The organism is Shinella sp. OV683 (genome assembly GCF_057787725.1).
Genome location: NZ_CM173543.1, coordinates 3,077,432 through 3,092,572, shown reverse-complemented (window position 1 = coordinate 3,092,572; position 15,141 = coordinate 3,077,432). Strand labels below are relative to the sequence as shown.

The 15,141-nt window shown below is 59.8% G+C and carries 16 protein-coding genes; 7 read left to right on the top strand and 9 right to left on the bottom strand.

The features are described 5' to 3' along the window. Window positions 1-215: 215 nt before the first annotated feature. Window positions 216-854 (top strand): outer membrane protein, encoded by a 639-nt coding sequence (locus ACXHRN_RS14845; protein ID WP_488637085.1) that lies wholly within the window; start codon window positions 216-218, stop codon window positions 852-854. A gap of 171 nt (window positions 855-1,025) precedes the next feature. After that, the gene (locus tag ACXHRN_RS14840; protein WP_488637084.1) at window positions 1,026-1,349 is read left to right on the top strand and encodes a hypothetical protein; all 324 of its coding nucleotides are present in this window, start codon (window positions 1,026-1,028) and stop codon (window positions 1,347-1,349) included. Between the two features lie 12 nt (window positions 1,350-1,361). Here ACXHRN_RS14840 and ACXHRN_RS14835 read toward each other — a convergent pair whose 3' ends face one another. The 5 genes from ACXHRN_RS14835 to ACXHRN_RS14815 form a co-directional block, all read right to left on the bottom strand. Further along, on the bottom strand, window positions 1,362-1,958 hold the full coding sequence (locus tag ACXHRN_RS14835; protein WP_488637083.1) for a glutathione S-transferase family protein: 597 nt from the start codon (window positions 1,956-1,958) through the stop codon (window positions 1,362-1,364). Between the two features lie 7 nt (window positions 1,959-1,965). Next, complete coding sequence (locus ACXHRN_RS14830; RefSeq protein WP_488637082.1) at window positions 1,966-2,619, bottom strand: ribonuclease T2 family protein; 654 nt, start codon at window positions 2,617-2,619, stop codon at window positions 1,966-1,968. A 13-nt stretch (window positions 2,620-2,632) separates the two neighbouring features. Next, the gene (locus ACXHRN_RS14825; RefSeq protein WP_488637081.1) at window positions 2,633-3,082 is read right to left on the bottom strand and encodes a hypothetical protein; all 450 of its coding nucleotides are present in this window, start codon (window positions 3,080-3,082) and stop codon (window positions 2,633-2,635) included. A gap of 106 nt (window positions 3,083-3,188) precedes the next feature. Then, complete coding sequence (locus ACXHRN_RS14820; protein WP_488637080.1) at window positions 3,189-3,992, bottom strand: phosphodiesterase; 804 nt, start codon at window positions 3,990-3,992, stop codon at window positions 3,189-3,191. Window positions 3,993-4,076: 84 nt separating this feature from the next. Next, a complete protein-coding gene (locus ACXHRN_RS14815) occupies window positions 4,077-4,925 on the bottom strand; it encodes a 23S rRNA (adenine(2030)-N(6))-methyltransferase RlmJ (RefSeq protein ID WP_488637079.1) in 849 nt (282 codons plus the stop codon). Window positions 4,926-5,009: 84 nt separating this feature from the next. On the opposite strand from ACXHRN_RS14815, the gene ACXHRN_RS14810 reads away from it, so the two are divergent. Beyond that, window positions 5,010-7,124, top strand: coding sequence for a molybdopterin oxidoreductase family protein (locus tag ACXHRN_RS14810; RefSeq protein ID WP_488637078.1), 2,115 nt, complete (start codon window positions 5,010-5,012; stop codon window positions 7,122-7,124). Between the two features lie 63 nt (window positions 7,125-7,187). Beyond that, a complete protein-coding gene (locus ACXHRN_RS14805) occupies window positions 7,188-7,775 on the top strand; it encodes an NUDIX domain-containing protein (protein WP_488637077.1) in 588 nt (195 codons plus the stop codon). Window positions 7,776-7,785: 10 nt separating this feature from the next. Here the strand turns inward: ACXHRN_RS14805 and ACXHRN_RS14800 are convergent, their stop codons facing one another. The 4 genes from ACXHRN_RS14800 to purM form a co-directional block, all read right to left on the bottom strand. After that, entirely contained in the window at window positions 7,786-8,715 is a 930-nt protein-coding gene (locus ACXHRN_RS14800; RefSeq protein ID WP_488637076.1) for an omptin family outer membrane protease, read from the bottom strand. Between the two features lie 54 nt (window positions 8,716-8,769). Continuing rightward, window positions 8,770-9,597 (bottom strand): hypothetical protein, encoded by an 828-nt coding sequence (locus ACXHRN_RS14795; protein WP_488637075.1) that lies wholly within the window; start codon window positions 9,595-9,597, stop codon window positions 8,770-8,772. Between the two features lie 278 nt (window positions 9,598-9,875). Then, entirely contained in the window at window positions 9,876-10,487 is a 612-nt protein-coding gene (purN, locus tag ACXHRN_RS14790) for a phosphoribosylglycinamide formyltransferase (protein ID WP_488641911.1), read from the bottom strand. Beyond that, window positions 10,487-11,560 carry a phosphoribosylformylglycinamidine cyclo-ligase gene (gene purM / locus ACXHRN_RS14785; RefSeq protein ID WP_488637074.1) on the bottom strand — a complete coding sequence of 358 codons (1,074 nt, stop codon included), beginning with the start codon at window positions 11,558-11,560 and terminating at the stop codon, window positions 10,487-10,489. The genes purN and purM overlap by 1 nt, the downstream gene beginning before the upstream one ends. Before the next feature lie 716 nt (window positions 11,561-12,276). Here purM and ACXHRN_RS14780 point away from each other — a divergent pair. The 3 genes from ACXHRN_RS14780 (at window position 12,277) to hdaA (ending at window position 15,087) form a co-directional block, all read left to right on the top strand. Further along, window positions 12,277-13,134 (top strand): DUF4118 domain-containing protein, encoded by an 858-nt coding sequence (locus ACXHRN_RS14780; RefSeq protein ID WP_488637073.1) that lies wholly within the window; start codon window positions 12,277-12,279, stop codon window positions 13,132-13,134. Between the two features lie 103 nt (window positions 13,135-13,237). Beyond that, the gene (locus tag ACXHRN_RS14775; protein WP_488637072.1) at window positions 13,238-14,374 is read left to right on the top strand and encodes an AI-2E family transporter; all 1,137 of its coding nucleotides are present in this window, start codon (window positions 13,238-13,240) and stop codon (window positions 14,372-14,374) included. Window positions 14,375-14,388: 14 nt separating this feature from the next. After that, window positions 14,389-15,087, top strand: a complete 699-nt coding sequence (gene hdaA / locus ACXHRN_RS14770) for a DnaA regulatory inactivator HdaA (RefSeq protein ID WP_488637071.1) — start codon at window positions 14,389-14,391, stop codon at window positions 15,085-15,087. Window positions 15,088-15,141: the final 54 nt, after the last annotated feature.

Below are 15,141 nucleotides of genomic sequence, written 5' to 3'. Positions count from 1 at the left end.
CAAATTGTAAATGAGTTTAACTAACGAAATGTTAGTAACAATTAAGCAACTGCGAGAAAATGCCATAACATTGCCATATTTTTTTCACGGTTTGGTAACTTCAAGTCCTCATTTAGTAAGCATCAATTCTATTAATCCAAACAGGGATTGTAGTTGAACAATGACGTTGTTGCTCGTGTATAGCGTACCCGGCGCCAGCATATAAGGAGACTAAAATGCGTATTATGATCAAGACCCTCACCGCCACCGCGCTGGTACTCGGCGCTTTCACCATCGCCCACGCCGCCGACGCTATCGAAGAAGTGCCGCTCGCTCCGGAAGCCCAGGATAACTACACCAATGCAGCCGGCTGGGACGGCGCATATGTCGGCGCCAAGGGCACCTACCAGTGGGGCAAGGTCAAGAATGGCGGCGAGTACGATGCCAAGGGCCTGGGTGGCGGCCTGTACGGCGGCTACAACATGCAGAACGACAAGATCGTCTACGGTGCTGAAGCCGACCTGAACTACTCCGGCATCAGCTCCAAGACCAATGGCGTCGAAGCCGAACAGCGCCTCAACGGCTCAGTTCGCGGCCGCGTCGGTTACGATCTCTCGCCGGCACTGGTTTACGGCACGGCCGGTGTCGCTGCCACCAGCCTCAAGGCGAGCGACAAGACATCTGACGACAGCAAGACACTGTTCGGCCTGACCGTTGGCGCCGGTGTTGAAACCAAGATCACCGACTCGATCACGGCCCGCACCGAATATCGCTTCACCAACTACCAGACCCAGACTTTCAAGCTCGACAGCGGCGCGCGCGATCGTGGCCTGACCGAGCACCAGGTCAATGTCGGCCTCGGCGTTCGCTTCTAATCTAGAAAAGGTCCGGCAAAACCGGATTCATGACCTCCATTCTACCCCGCCGGCAACGGCGGGGTTTTTTATTGCAAAGCCGTGGGTCGGAACCAAATCCGTTGATCTGCCGTTGTCCATGCACAGCCTCCGCCACATAGGCGCTGGGGCATATCCGAAAGGAGCAAGGCCATGGCGAAATATCTGGACGACAGCAACGATTATTTCGAACGGCGCATGGAACCGGAAGTCAGGGTGTCGGCGACCGAGGCCCGGCAAGGACGGCTTGGCCGTCCCGTGTTGATAGTGCTGGTGGCCAGCCTGGTTCTGGTCCTGCTGGCCTGGGCCGCTGCCGAGCTTTGGGGCATGTACATCGCGTCCGGCGATCAAGCGATCGATCCGGCCACGACATCCTCGACGACAGCTGATCCCGCCGGCAATGTGATCAACAACAACCCTCCGGCCGGCGACAAGATCCAGACCGCGCCCGCGATCAAGGATAGCCAGAAGATGTAACGTCGGCGTTGGCTAGGCCTGCGGCTTTAGCTGCGCATAGTCAGCGAAGAACTTCTCGAACTTCTTCGGCCAGTTCTTCAACTTGCCCCGGCCTTTTTCCCACTGGCCGGGGAACCTGAGTTCCAGATATCCCATCAACCCAGCGAGTGCGAAATGGCCGCCATGCAGGCTCTTGGTGGTTCTTGGCAGGTTGTCGTTGAGATAATCGAGGCCGCGCGCCACCTTCGACCATTGCTTGTCGATCCAGGGCTGGTGGATCTTCTCTTCCGGGCGAAAGCGCCTTTCATAGATGATGGCGAGCAGGCAATCCGTGATGCCGTCGCACAAGGCTTCCAGCGTTTCCGCCTCCGTGCGCTTCTCGGGGCTGCGGGGATAAAGCTTGCCCTTCGAATCGCGATTGAGAAACTGCATGATGGCGACGCTGTCGAAGATCGCCGGCTTTTCCTCGCGGATCAGCACAGGGATCTTGCCGAGAGGATTGTTGGAAAGCAGGATGGATGGTTCGTCATCCGTCTTCACCGCCTCGCTCTCGATGCCAAGGTCGAGATAGTGGGAAGCCATCCGCACCTTGGCGGAATAGGGCGATGTCGAGGAGTAAAGCAGTTTCATGATTCTCTCATTGGATTGCAGGAAGTGTTACGATTTTCTGGCGGCAGGAGCGACGATCGACCTCCGGACATGACGTGAATCCGAGGGATTTGGTCATGCAGATACGGATTTCGCTGAGTTGATTGGCCTCGCAGGACACCGAGATGGCATCCCGCGTCAGGCCGGGATTTGAGGTCATGAACAGCTGTTCGACCTGGTCGGTGGCGAGCCGGCGATCCAGCAACCCGTTGAAGACGACCGGCGGCACGACAATCGTTTCATAGGCGCGGCGCAGGGTGCGGAAGTAGTTGCTCTGGCTGAGCCCGGAGCAGGTGCCGTGCTTACGCCATTCATGGCCCGCGAGGCCCGCCGATGGGATTATGTCGAAGTAGCTGCGCGCCAGAGCATCCGGCACGCGATCTGGCTCCTCACTGGCGCAATCCTCCAGCCAGCCGCGATTACGCTGTGGCCAGAGCCCGTGCGCGATGAAGGTGTAGCGCTTCCTGCTGCTGCATTGGGCGGTCCGTCCGCTGCGGTCATGGCCCTCACACCAGCTCGGCGACCAGGAAAGCGACAGCACGTAATAATCGAAATCGGCCGCGTGGGTCGCGTCCGCGCTCAAGGGCAGGGGGAAGCCGACAGCGACCAGCAGCAGGAACAGCACGCGTTTCAACTGCTGCATCGCACAGTCTCCGTCAGGGCGTCGTTTGCCAGCCAATCGTCTGGCGAATGGTCGAGCAGTTCTTGCCGTAGGTGTGCCACGGGTCGAGGCCCGCAATACAGAATTCCACGCCAGCAAGCGGCGGTACGCCGCCGAAGCTCCAAGGCGTTTCAAGCAGATACCACATGTCGCGCTTGCTGCCGTCGCTCATGCGCACCTTTGCCTGGCAGAACTGGCGGCCAACCGTGTGGTCTTCGTCGCGTTGCACTTCATGCTTCAGCGTCGGATTGATGATATCGATCAGAAACAGCTTGGTGCCGTTGTACTTCCGGTATTTGCCGTCGACCTTGACTTTCAGGTGTTTGAGCACCCAGCCGGTGTCGCAATAGTCCTTGGAATTTGGCAGCTGGAATGCGCGCGCGGGCTGAAACGACAGCGAGGTGACGATCAGGCCGAGAGCGAGCGCAAGGCGGGAGGCGAGCATGAAAAATCTCCGGAATTTATGCGGCGACATTGGTCCAGATGGCTGTTCGCGGTCAAGTGCAAAGCGGCCACAGTCACCATCCCGTTGAGGGTTGTCAGCTATCCCGTCAATCCGTCCAGAGCACCTTGCCTTCGTCGAGGAAGTCGATGGAATGGATGACGGTTCCCTCCTCGCCGAGAAAGCAGACATTGTAGTTGGGACTGAAGGCGCCGTAACCCATCCGCTCGGCAATCCCGGAGAAATCCGGCCAGCAGACATGGTTTGTTGAACGCGGCGCTGAAAATGGGATGCCGACAACTTGGCCGCTCAGTGTGAAGTGGCAATGGCCAAAGAAGATATGGCGGATCGTGCCCCGGTATCGCTTCAGGATCGTCTGGAATTCGGCTTCCTGCACGAGCCCGATCTCGTCGGCATTGGCGACATGCACCGAGATCGGGTTGTGATGCATGAAGATCCACACCGACTTGTCGGCACTTTCTGCGCCTTCCAGCACCTGTATCAACCATGCTTGCCGGGCGGCGCAATAGTGCCCCGCATGCGTGCCAGGCTCTGATGTGTCGAGGTAGGCGAACAGGCCGGCATCAGTCTCTTCGACCCATTGGATGAAGCCGTTTTCATCCCTTTGGGCGGCCTCGAAAACACCGACGAAGTTCTCCCGATTGTCGTGATTGCCAACCATCAACTGCGGCGACAACCGGCCCTGCAGTGGCGACCGCTCAAGGATCGCCTTCAACCGCTCATAGCTTTCGACGCCACCGCGATGCGTCAGATCACCCGTGATGACGATGCGGTCGGCATCGCTCTGGAACTCGGCGACATGCGCGAGGCAGGCTTCGAAATTGGCAATGGGATCAAAGCCCAGGATGGGCGCGGGGGAAATGTGGATGTCGGAGATATGGATGAGTTTCATGTGAGCCCCAATGTTAGCGCGACAACTTTAAGGGGATTCTTTTCAACATAAAAAGCGCAAAGTTTGCACAACTGAGCGAGAGGCTCATTCGCCCCTGATCCAGAAGGTGCTGGCGCTGCCGAACCTGTCCTGCGCCAGCTTTTCCCTGAGATATGGCAGCAGCACGTCGAGTTCGCCCTTCAGCGTGAAAGGCGGGTTGACGACGATCAGGCCCGAGCCGGACAGTCCGGTCGTATCACGCTCGCTTTTCACCGACAATTCCGCACAGAGTATTTTGGGGATATCGAGTTCGGCAAACGCGTTGTGGAATTCGGCGATCGGCGCGCCGTCCTTCAGGGGATACCAGAGGCAATAAACCCCGGTCGGAAACTTGCGGTAGGCCTTCGCGAAATTATCGACCAGTCTCTTGTACTCCCCTGCCAGCTCGAAAGGCGGATCGACCAGGATCAGGCCACGTTTTTCCTTGGGCGGCAGATGTGCATTCATCGCCAGCCAGCCATCGAGATGGGTGGCGCGGGTCTGGAAATCGCCGTCGAAATTGCGATGCAGCTCTTCGAAATCGGCGGGATGCAGTTCCATCAGCGACAGCCGGTCCTGGCCCCGTAGCAGCATGCGCGACAGCTTTGGCGAGCCGGGATAGAAGGTGAGGCCGCCATCGGGATTAAGCGCGCGGACTGCATCGAGATAAGGCGCGAGCAATGGCGAGATCTTTGCAGGCAGAGGGCCATCCATCAGCCGGCCGATGCCATCCAGCCATTCGCCGGTCTTCTGCGCTTCCTCGCTCGACAGGTCATAGACGCCGATGCCGGCATGGGTGTCGAGCACCCGGAACGCCTTGTCCTTCTGCTTCAGATACTCGATCAACTGCGCCAACACCGCGTGCTTCAGGACATCGGCAAAATTGCCTGCGTGATAGATGTGGCGGTAATTCATGATATCCGTTGAAGTCTGGATGATATTTTTCAATGTGCGGCGCAGCAACTTCCCCGGCACAGCAGCTTCGATTATACACATCGCATGAACATTGCGACCCGTCCTGCCGAAAATATCACCATCCGTCATTCCGCCTGCCCGCACGACTGTCCCTCCACCTGCGCGTTGGATATCGAAGTCCATGCCGATGGGCGGATCGGCAAGGTGCGCGGCGCCGCCGATAACAGCTATACGGCCGGTGTCATCTGCGCCAAGGTCGCCCGCTATGCCGAGCGGCTCTATCATCCCGATCGGCTGATGCATCCCTATCGCCGCAGCGGCGCCAAGGGTGCGGGCAGCTGGCAGCAGATCGGCTGGACCGATGCGCTCGACGAAATCGCCGATGCGTTTATCAAGGCTGAAGCGAGGCACGGCGCCGAGACCGTCTGGCCCTATTATTACGCCGGCACGATGGGCTGGGTGCAGCGCGACTCCATCGATCGTTTGCGGCACGCCAAGAAATACTCCGGCTTCTTCGATTCCATCTGCGTCAATCCGGCCTGGACAGGTTACTTCATGGGCACGGGCGCTCTGCGCGGCCCCGATCCCAGAGAGATGGCGAAATCCGATTGCGTGGTGATCTGGGGCACCAATGCGGTTGCCACCCAGGTCAATGTGATGACGCACGCGATCCGCGCTCGCAAGGAGCGTGGCGCCAGGATCGTGGTTGTCGACATCTACGACAACCCGACCATGAAGCAGGCCGACATGAAGCTGATCCTGAAGCCGGGATCGGATGCGGCACTTGCCTGTGCCGCCATGCATATCGCCTTCCGCGACGGCTATGCCGACCGCGAATACATGGCAAAGTTTGCGGATGATCCCGTCGGGCTCGAAGCGCACCTCAAGACCAAGACACCGCAGTGGGCCGCAGTGATCACCGGCCTTTCGGTCGATGAGATCGAGGCCTTCGCCCGGCTCATCGGCACGACGAAGAGAAGCTATTTCCGCCTCGGCTATGGCTTCTCGCGCAGCCGCAACGGCGCTGTTTCCATGCATGCCGCGCTAAGCCTGCCCACCGTGCTCGGCTCCTGGCAATATGAGGGCGGTGGCGGCTTTCATTCCAATTCCGGCATCTTCAAGATGGACAACCGGCTGCTGACAGGCCAGTCCTTCGCCGATCCCAATGTTCGCAATCTCGATCAGGCCGAACTTGGCGCAATCCTTACCGGCGATGCAAAGGCGCTGCGCGGCGGCCCGCCGGTGACGGCGATGTTGATCCAGAACACCAATCCCGCCAATATCATTCCAGAGCAGCGGCTGGTGAAGAAGGGTTTTGCGCGCCAGGACCTGTTCGTCGCGGTGCACGAGCAGTTCATGACCGAAACGGCGGAGATCGCCGATATCGTCCTGCCGGCCACCATGTTTGTCGAGCACGAGGATATTTATCGCGGCGGCGGTCAGAACCACATCATGCTTGGCCCGAAACTGGTCGACGGGCCTGAAGACGTCCGCACCAACCTCTTCGTCATCGAGGAACTGGCCAAGCGCCTCGGCGTCGCCGACATGCCGGGTTTCGGGCTGACGGAGCGGCAGCATATCGATGCGATCCTTGATGTTGATGGCTTGCCGGACTACGACACGCTTCTGAACGACAAGTGGTTCGACCGTCAGCCGGACTTCGAGACCAGCCACTATCTCAATGGGTTTGCGCATCCAGACAAGAAATTCCGCTTCCGTCCGGATTGGTTGGGGCAGATCGGTTCTGTGCGCACGCCCGACAATATCGGCCTGCTCGGCCCCTATGCGCAATTGCCGGAGTTTCCGGACTTCTGCCCGGTGATCGAGCTTGCAGATGACATGCATCCGTTCCGGCTGGCAACGCCACCGGCGCGCAATTTCCTCAACTCCACCTTCGCCGAGACCAAGACATCGCGCGAAAAGGAAGGCCGGCCGGAGGTGATGCTGTCACCCGCCGACGCCGCGAGGCATGATGTCGCCAATGGCGATATCGTCACCATCGGCAATGTCCGTGGCTCTCTACGCATCCATGCCAGGGTCACTGATGCCGTCAAGCCCGGTGTTCTGGTGGCGGAGGGCCTCTGGCCCAACAAGGCGCATCTTGATGGTGAGGGTATCAACGTCCTGACCGGCGCCGACAATGTCGCCCCGTTCGGGGGCGTCGGGCTGCATGACAATCGGGTTTGGCTGAGGAAATAGCTCGACCCTTCCTTCGTTTTATGCGAACGGGAGGCGGGAGGATTTTTTGCGGGAAGACAGATAATGGACGCCAAGGTCGAACCGAAAGTAAAAATCCTGAAATCGGAAACGCTGCACAAGCGTTTCGTCCACCTCCAGAGGCTCACGGTCGAGCATGAGCGGCAGGACGGCGGCCGCCAGACCGTCGAGCGCGAGATCCATGATCACGGCAATGCCGCGACCATCCTGCTCTACGATCCCGCGCGCAAATCGGTCATTCTTGTCCGCCAGCTTCGCATTCCGGTATTCCTGAATGGCGGCGAAGGCTGGCTGATCGAGACGCCTGCAGGACTGCTTGATGGCGACGACCCGACCAGCGCCATCATCCGCGAGGCGATGGAGGAGACTGGCTACCGCATCGACCGCGCCGAATTCCTTTTCGACGCCTACATGTCGCCGGGCGCCGTGACCGAGCGGGTCAGCTTCTTCGCCGCCGAGATCGACGTCAATGCCAGGGCAGGCGAGGGCGGCGGGTTGGAAGATGAAGGCGAGGACATCGAGATCCTCGAAATTCCGCTGACCGACGCCTATGCGATGATCGGCTCAGGCAAGATCGCCGACGGCAAGACCATTATGCTGTTGCAATGGGCGGTGATGAAATACGGGGTTTGAGGCTTTTGCCTCAAAACGTCCCCTTCAGCCCGACCGACACCGTCATCGACTGGAAGTCGCCGCCGGCACCGTTCTTGTACCAGGCTGTCGCGTTGTTCGTCGTGTCGATTTCCTTGGTGTCGGCCCGCGCCCGGAACATCTTGTCGAACGAACCGCTGACGAAGACCGAGATGTTTTCGCGGACGGCGTAAGCCGCCGAAGCGCTCACGGACATCGCAGGCTTGGTGAAGTAGTAGTCATAGAAACGCAGCTGGCGCACCCAATGGTCGTCGGTGCCATAGGCATCGACGGCCAGCCCGCCCTGAAGCGAGCCCGCGAACGTCCAGTCGCCTTCGGTATGCTTGAGATTGACACCGATATAGGGCACAGGCCACGACTGGCGATAGGAGATGCCTTTCTCCTTGGGATCGAAATTGCCGCGCGTATCCCGGAAACCGCCTACCGAATAGACATAGGAGCCACCCCAGGCGGTCCATTTCACATCGGTGTATTTGAAGCCCGCTCCCAGCGAGAGATCCGTGCCGTCATAAGACAGGACCTGCCGGCCGGCTTCGACGCCGCCGACGAGATAGTGGTTCAGGCGCGTATCGGGGTGCAACGAGCGATCGGACCAGGATTTCCCCGCGACCAGCCAATCGAAATCCGCCATATGGCCATCGCCGCCAAAGCCGACTGTGGCGCGCGCGCTGAGGTACCAGTCCTTCGGCAATTCGACCTTCAGGTCGGCGTTGAAGGTGGAGACATAGCTGCTCTTCCAGATCAGTTGCGAGACCTTGGTCTTGCCGGCCCAGACGAATTCGTTGGACTTAATCGATGTCAGGCCATAACTGCCGGAGAAGGAGACACCACCGTCGGGCGAAAGAAATGTAAGATCACTGGCCTGGGCAGCTGTCGCCACTGAGAGAGCAGCGCCAAACGCCACTGAAATCCGCATATTCATTCTCGATCCCCCGATCATTGCGCTGCAGACGATACAGGAAGTCGGGGGCATGTTTCAATGTGTCACTGCGGCGAGCTCCGATGCCGTTACAAGGCTCGCGTAAGCTGCGGACGCCGACAACCGCGCCATCGGCGTACCGCGGTCGAGCTTTGAGGCAATCGACAGGCCCGTGACGCTGCAATTGCCGGATTTCCGGCGGATCGCCGCACAAGTCTCCGCGACGTCTTCATAGATGCGTTGGCGTTCGCGAGCGGATTGCCCGAAATAGATTCGCTGGCGCGTCGCCGCCTTGCCGGGGCTCGAACGGCTGACGATGAACTCATAGGACTTTGCGACATCGGTCTTGCCGAAAGGATTTTTCTCGGCGAAGGCGAGTTGAAATTGGTATTCATAGGCCTGGTCGCCGACGGGCCGTCCCGTTGCCGCCATCACCGTGCATTGCGAGGCAAGCGAGCCGATCAGCAGCTTGCATTCCTCCTCGCCCATCACCTGGATGTTTTCTGCGGCATGGTTGAGAAGTTCGTCCTGCGTGATCGTGCTTCCCTTCTTCGGCTTGAGGTCGCCGAGCGGCACCTGCACCGTCACCACCACGCGCCGCTCCGGCACGAGTTCGCCATGCATGGACAGCAGGCGATAGGCATATTGGTTGGACGGGCTCTTGAAGCTCTCCGGGTCGACTTTGGCATTCAGCGCATGTGCATCGGCCTTCCATGCCCCGGCGCGGGAGGCAATCTCGCTGCCCAGCATCGCCAAGGTGGCAGCATTGTAGACCTGCAGGCAAAGCAGGGTGGTGAATGGCAGGAGCACCAGAACCAAAAGCGCAAGCAGGAAACGCTGCTGACCCTTGGTGAGCGAGGCGAAATAAGCAAAAAGTTTTTTCATGATCCGCCAACTTCAAATTACCGGATCATCAAGCAACCGGTGCTGTTAAGGCGAGCTTAACAAAGACCGCGCTTGCGGAGATGGATTGTTGGCGCGGCTTATAGGATGTTGGCGTGGAAATGAAGATTTTAGCGGAGTGTTTCGTTTTGGGACGGATCGGTGTTTGCGGCTCTTTGCCCCTCACCCTAGCCCTCTCCCCGTAAGAACGGGGCGAGGGAAACCCCTCCGCATTTGCCGCAGGCCGCCGGATGAGGGGCAATCGCAAATGCCGATGCCTTTTATCCGAACGACACCACGCGGGCACTCTCATCCGTCGCAAGCGTACCGCCCGCAAACTTCCTGAGCGCCTCGCGGTAGAGCCGGTGCTCCGCCGTCAATACCCTGGCGGCAAGCGCATCGGAGGTGTCACCATCCAGCACCGGCACCACCGCCTGGGCAATGATCGGGCCTTCATCCATGCCTTCGGTGACGTAATGTACCGTGCAACCCGCTACTTTCATCCCGGCATCGATGGCGCGCTGATGAGTGTGCAGTCCGCGAAACAGCGGCAGCAGCGAGGGGTGGATGTTGATGATGCGGCTCTCGTAAGCGCCGATAAAGGTACCCGACAGCAGCCGCATATAGCCGGCCAGGCAGAGGAAATCCGGCTGCAACTCGGCGAGCAAGGCGAGGATGGCGCCTTCATGCTCTTCCTTCGAGCCATAGTCCTTGCGCTCGAAAGCAGCGGCGCGGATGCCCGCGGCTTCAGCCTTTGCGAGCCCGCCGGCATTGGCCTTGTCTGATATGACGGCGACGAATTCGACGGGGTAGGCGGGATCCTTGGCAGCGTCGAGCAGGGCCGCCATGTTGGACCCGCCGCCCGAGATGAAGATCGCCGCCTTCTTGCGCATCACAGTGCCAGGCTGCCCTGGTAACTGACGCCTGCAGCGCCGTCGTCACGGGCAATCATCCGGCCGAGTGTCACGACGGTTTCACCTTCGGCGGTCAACACCGTAATGACGGCTTCGGCCTTGTCGGCCGGTACCACGGCAATCATGCCGATGCCGCAATTAAAGGTGCGCAGCATTTCCTTTTCGGCGACGCCACCGGTCGAGGCCAGCCAGCGGAACACCGGCTTGACCGGGATCGCGGCAAGATCGATCTCGGCAGCCAAGGTCTTCGGTAGCACGCGGGGAATGTTCTCTGGAAAGCCGCCGCCGGTGATGTGGGCAAGCGCCTTGATTGCGCCGGTCTCGCGGATCGCCTTGAGTAGCGGCTTCACATAGATCTTCGTCGGTTCCAGCAGCGCTTCGGCCAGCGACTTGCTGGGCTCGAACGGGGCGATCGCTTCCCAGCCGAGGCCGGAAATCTCGACGATCTTGCGCACCAGCGAATAGCCGTTGGAATGCACGCCGGAGGAGGCGAGCCCGAGGATCACGTCGCCCTCATTGATATCGCCGGCGGGCAACAACTGGCCACGCTCGGCGGCGCCAACAGCGAAGCCGGCGAGATCATAGTCGCCATCGCGATACATGCCGGGCATTTCGGCGGTCTCGCCGCCGATCAGCGCGCAGCCTGCCTGGCGGCAGCCCTCGGCGATGCCGGCGACGATCTCGGCGCCCTGGTCGGGATCGAGCTTGCCGGTGGCGAAGTAATCGAGAAACAGCAGCGGCTCGGCCGCCTGCACCACGAGATCGTTGACGCACATGGCGACGAGGTCGATGCCGACCGTATCGTGCTTGCCGGCGTCGATAGCCACTTTCAGCTTGGTGCCGACACCATCATTGGCCGCGACGAGGATGGGATCGACAAAGCCCGCGGCCTTGAGGTCGAACAGCCCACCGAAGCCGCCGATCTCGGTGTCGGAGCCGGGACGCTTGGTCGAGCGCACCAGCGGCTTGATCTTTTCCACCATCAGGTTGCCGGCATCGATATCGACGCCTGCATCGCTGTAGGTCAGGCCGTTTTTCTTCGCGTCGGTCATCGCGGTCTCCGCTGGGCTGGTTTGTTCCCCGCGCAATGGCATGACGAGCCCGAGGTTTCAAGCATTTGCTCGCGCAATCCAGATGAAATTGGGGAAATACCTTGTAGCAAGCATCAAAAGCCCGGCGAGGTGAGACATCCTCGGGGGAGACGCATCATTCCACTTTGATGCTGACGCGATATGCGTCGCCTTATGATTTCCTTATGGCCCGTCCGCGAACTTCCAATCGAATATTTAGGTCAAATTGGCTAAAAATAGCATCGTTGCAAACAACTCAGATCAGAACGATGGCGCAGAAGTCGAAGGATCCGAAACGGTCGTTGTCGACGCGGTTGGTTGTGGTGCGTCATGCGCTTGCACGCCACGCATGGCTTCGTCGTCATCCGAATGAGCCGGGCAAAAGATCTCCGCCAGCCCAACACACAAGCGGGCCGCCGCATAAATTCAACTTCCTGATGCTCGCGTTGCTCGTAGCGATAGGCTTTACAGTTGCCGTGAGCGTCGTGCAGCTTTTGGAGGCAATGCTAGGGAAAATCTTTTAGGCGAACCTGCTCTGTCGTGCCGCATCCAGGCCTTGGCGCGTGATGTCTGGACGGGTTCGAAACGGCAGCACACGGGGGCGGGGTTGGCCGCCGAATTTGCATTTTTGTCGCGCACGCTGGGAGGGAGCGGGCGTATACTCGGTTAGCCCAGCGCATTGAGCAGGAGTCGAAACAATGGCCGGTGTTGAATCGGAGCTGCAACAGGACATCGCACCGATGCCAGATGCCGATCCACTTTTGGGCTCGGCACCATCGGAGGCTCCGGCTGTGGTGCATTACCTTGCTTCGTTTGCGATGACCGCCGTCGCGGCAGTCGTGGCGGTCGGTATCGATAGCGGGGTAACGATCCCAAACGTCTCCCTCGTGTTTGTAATTCCGGTGATCATCGCTGGCATCGTCTTCGGTTTGGGGCCTTCCGTCTTCTCGGCCTTTCTTGGTGCCCTTGCCTACAATTTCTTCCTGACTGAGCCTCGCTACACCCTGATCGTCGACGATCCGGCAAACATCTGGGCGATTGGACTACTTTTTGTCGTTGGACTTATCGTAAGCAGTATTGCCTACACCTCCCGGCGGAGGGCAGCAGATGCGAGACGCCTGAAAAGGCAGGTGAGCGTGCTGGAAAGCTACAGCCGCGACGTCGTGGCCGCCGACAATATCAAAGCGATCCTCTCAATTGCGGCCCGAGCTCTTGCAGCGCTGTTTCAAGTTCCCGTCGTCGTGATGCTCGTAGCCGAGGGCGAAGTGGTTGCGATTAACCGAGTGGGCGACCTGGAGCCCCAGGCGGCAGATTTCGAGGCGGCGCGATCGTCGCTGGAGATCGAAACTGTCACGCGCGCAGGTATTTACCCTGTCCTGGCCTCGCGCTTTGACTTTTGGCCTGTAGCAACGGCAGCGGGGCAGACTGCCGCGATTGGACTCGCATTCGGCGCTGATGAACGTCCTTCAACGCCCGATCCGCTCATCGACATCGTCGGGAGTCTTTTGGCGATGGCACTCGACCGTCTGCATTTCCGAGTTGGTCGCGACGCCTAGCCCTTTGGCGACCTCATACAACAGTCATTCTCCTCTCTGACCTTGACCAGTCTCCCCCATGCGTCCTATTTCGTGGCATAATCAATCACGAAGCGGAACATCCATGGTCACCCACATCACAGGCCAGAGCCTGCGTCGCCAGATCTACTTCTGGCTGGTCGTGCTGGCGCTGTTCGTTGGCTTCCTTTATCTGTTCTCCTCGATCCTGCTGCCCTTCGTAGCCGGCATGGCGCTGGCCTATTTCCTTGATCCGGTTGCCGACCGGCTGGAAACCTGGGGCCTGTCGCGAATGGCGGCGACGGCGGTGATCCTGCTCTCCTTCATTGTGTTGCTGGTGCTGGCGCTTCTGATCATCATCCCGCTGCTCGCGAGTCAGGCCACCGATTTCGCCGAAAAGGTGCCCGGCTACGTGGCTACGCTGCAGCAAATGCTCAGCGACGCACAGATCCATTACATGCCGTCCTGGCTTAAGGGCGAAATGGGGACGCTGAAGGAGAACTTCTCGAAATATATCGGCGAGGGCGCGAGCTTCATCGCCGGCCTGTTCGTGCAGATCTGGGCGTCCGGCAAGGCGCTCGTGGACGTGCTGTCGTTGTTGGTGATCACGCCCGTGGTCGCGTTCTACCTGCTGCTTGACTGGGACAACATGGTCGCCAAGCTCGACAGCTGGGTGCCGCGCGATTGGCTGCATGTGGTCCGGCGACTGGCTGACGAGATGAACGACGCCATCGCCGGCTTCGTGCGCGGCCAGGGCACGATCTGCCTGATCCTGGCGGTCCTCTACGGTGGTAGCCTGTCGCTTGCCGGGCTGAATTTCGGCTTGCTGATCGGCATCGTCTCCGGTCTGGTCTCCTTCATCCCCTATCTTGGCTCGCTGCTCGGTCTGGTGCTGTCGGTGGGCGTGGCGCTGGTGCAGTTCTGGCCGGATTATCCGTGGGTTATCCTGATTGCCGGAATCTTTTTCTTAGGCCAGATCATTGACGGCTATGTGCTTCAGCCCAAGCTGATCGGTGAGAAAGTCGGTCTGCATCCCGTCTGGCTGATGTTCTCCCTGCTTGCCTTCGGCGCGCTGTTCGGGTTCGTCGGGCTGATGGTTGCAGTGCCTGTCTCGGCATGCATTGCGGTTCTGGTGCGCTATGCGATTTCGCGCTATCTTCAGAGCGATCTTTACCACGGCGCGGCCTCGCCGGACGCGCCGGAAGGCAAGACCGAGACGATCGTCATCGCGGTCGAGAAATAGACGGATCTCGGTTCATGAATACGCCTGACCAGAGGAAACCCCAGCAGCTGCCGCTCGCTTTCGAGCACGAACCGGCAAGCGGCCGCGACGATCTGGTGATTTCCGATCCCGTGAGTGCTGCGGCCGGCATCATCGACCGCTGGCCGGACTGGCCGTCGCCGGTGGTGGTGATCACCGGGCCTGCGGGCTCCGGCAAGTCGCATCTCGCCAATGTCTGGCAGCAGGCCAGCGACGCGCACGCTATTTTCGATGGCGGCCCGGACGACGCCGTGACGCTGGCTGGGCAGGGGCCGGTTCTGTTCGAGGATGCAGACAGCCGGACGTTCGACGAGACATTGCTGTTTCACGTCATCAATCAAGTGCGCAGTGCCGGTACGAGCCTGCTGATCACCGCGCGCGGTTGGCCGGTCAGCTGGGGCGTCACTCTGCCCGACCTCCTGTCGCGGCTGAAGGCGGCGACCGTGGTCGAAATCGGTCCGCCCGACGATGCGCTCCTTACGCAAATCCTGTTCAAGCTGTTTTCCGACCGGCAATTGCTGATCGACGAGAAACTTGCTGCCTATATCGTCAGCCGCATGGAGCGCTCGCTCAAATCTGCGCAGGAGATCGTTGAAAGGCTCGACCATCTGGCGCTGGCGCGTGGCGTCAAGCTCAGCCGGGCACTGGCCGGCGAGGTCCTCAATGAACTGGGCAAACTCGAGCCTGACGCTTGACTGTCATGTAACTGTCAAAATCGCCGAACGCCGTTGAAAACAAACAGAAAAAAC

Coding starts and splice junctions, on each gene's coding strand:
- ACXHRN_RS14805 (WP_488637077.1), top strand. CDS start 7,188: ATGGACGCCAAGGTCGAACCGAAAGTAAAAATCCTGAAATCGGAAACG.
- ACXHRN_RS14775 (WP_488637072.1), top strand. CDS start 13,238: ATGGTCACCCACATCACAGGCCAGAGCCTGCGTCGCCAGATCTACTTC.
- purM (WP_488637074.1), bottom strand. CDS start 11,560: ATGACCGACGCGAAGAAAAACGGCCTGACCTACAGCGATGCAGGCGTC.
- ACXHRN_RS14815 (WP_488637079.1), bottom strand. CDS start 4,925: ATGAATTACCGCCACATCTATCACGCAGGCAATTTTGCCGATGTCCTG.
- ACXHRN_RS14845 (WP_488637085.1), top strand. CDS start 216: ATGCGTATTATGATCAAGACCCTCACCGCCACCGCGCTGGTACTCGGC.
- hdaA (WP_488637071.1), top strand. CDS start 14,389: ATGAATACGCCTGACCAGAGGAAACCCCAGCAGCTGCCGCTCGCTTTC.
- purN (WP_488641911.1), bottom strand. CDS start 10,487: ATGCGCAAGAAGGCGGCGATCTTCATCTCGGGCGGCGGGTCCAACATG.
- ACXHRN_RS14825 (WP_488637081.1), bottom strand. CDS start 3,082: ATGCTCGCCTCCCGCCTTGCGCTCGCTCTCGGCCTGATCGTCACCTCG.
- ACXHRN_RS14830 (WP_488637082.1), bottom strand. CDS start 2,619: ATGCAGCAGTTGAAACGCGTGCTGTTCCTGCTGCTGGTCGCTGTCGGC.
- ACXHRN_RS14820 (WP_488637080.1), bottom strand. CDS start 3,992: ATGAAACTCATCCATATCTCCGACATCCACATTTCCCCCGCGCCCATC.
- ACXHRN_RS14840 (WP_488637084.1), top strand. CDS start 1,026: ATGGCGAAATATCTGGACGACAGCAACGATTATTTCGAACGGCGCATG.
- ACXHRN_RS14810 (WP_488637078.1), top strand. CDS start 5,010: ATGAACATTGCGACCCGTCCTGCCGAAAATATCACCATCCGTCATTCC.
- ACXHRN_RS14795 (WP_488637075.1), bottom strand. CDS start 9,597: ATGAAAAAACTTTTTGCTTATTTCGCCTCGCTCACCAAGGGTCAGCAG.
- ACXHRN_RS14835 (WP_488637083.1), bottom strand. CDS start 1,958: ATGAAACTGCTTTACTCCTCGACATCGCCCTATTCCGCCAAGGTGCGG.
- ACXHRN_RS14800 (WP_488637076.1), bottom strand. CDS start 8,715: ATGAATATGCGGATTTCAGTGGCGTTTGGCGCTGCTCTCTCAGTGGCG.
- ACXHRN_RS14780 (WP_488637073.1), top strand. CDS start 12,277: ATGGCCGGTGTTGAATCGGAGCTGCAACAGGACATCGCACCGATGCCA.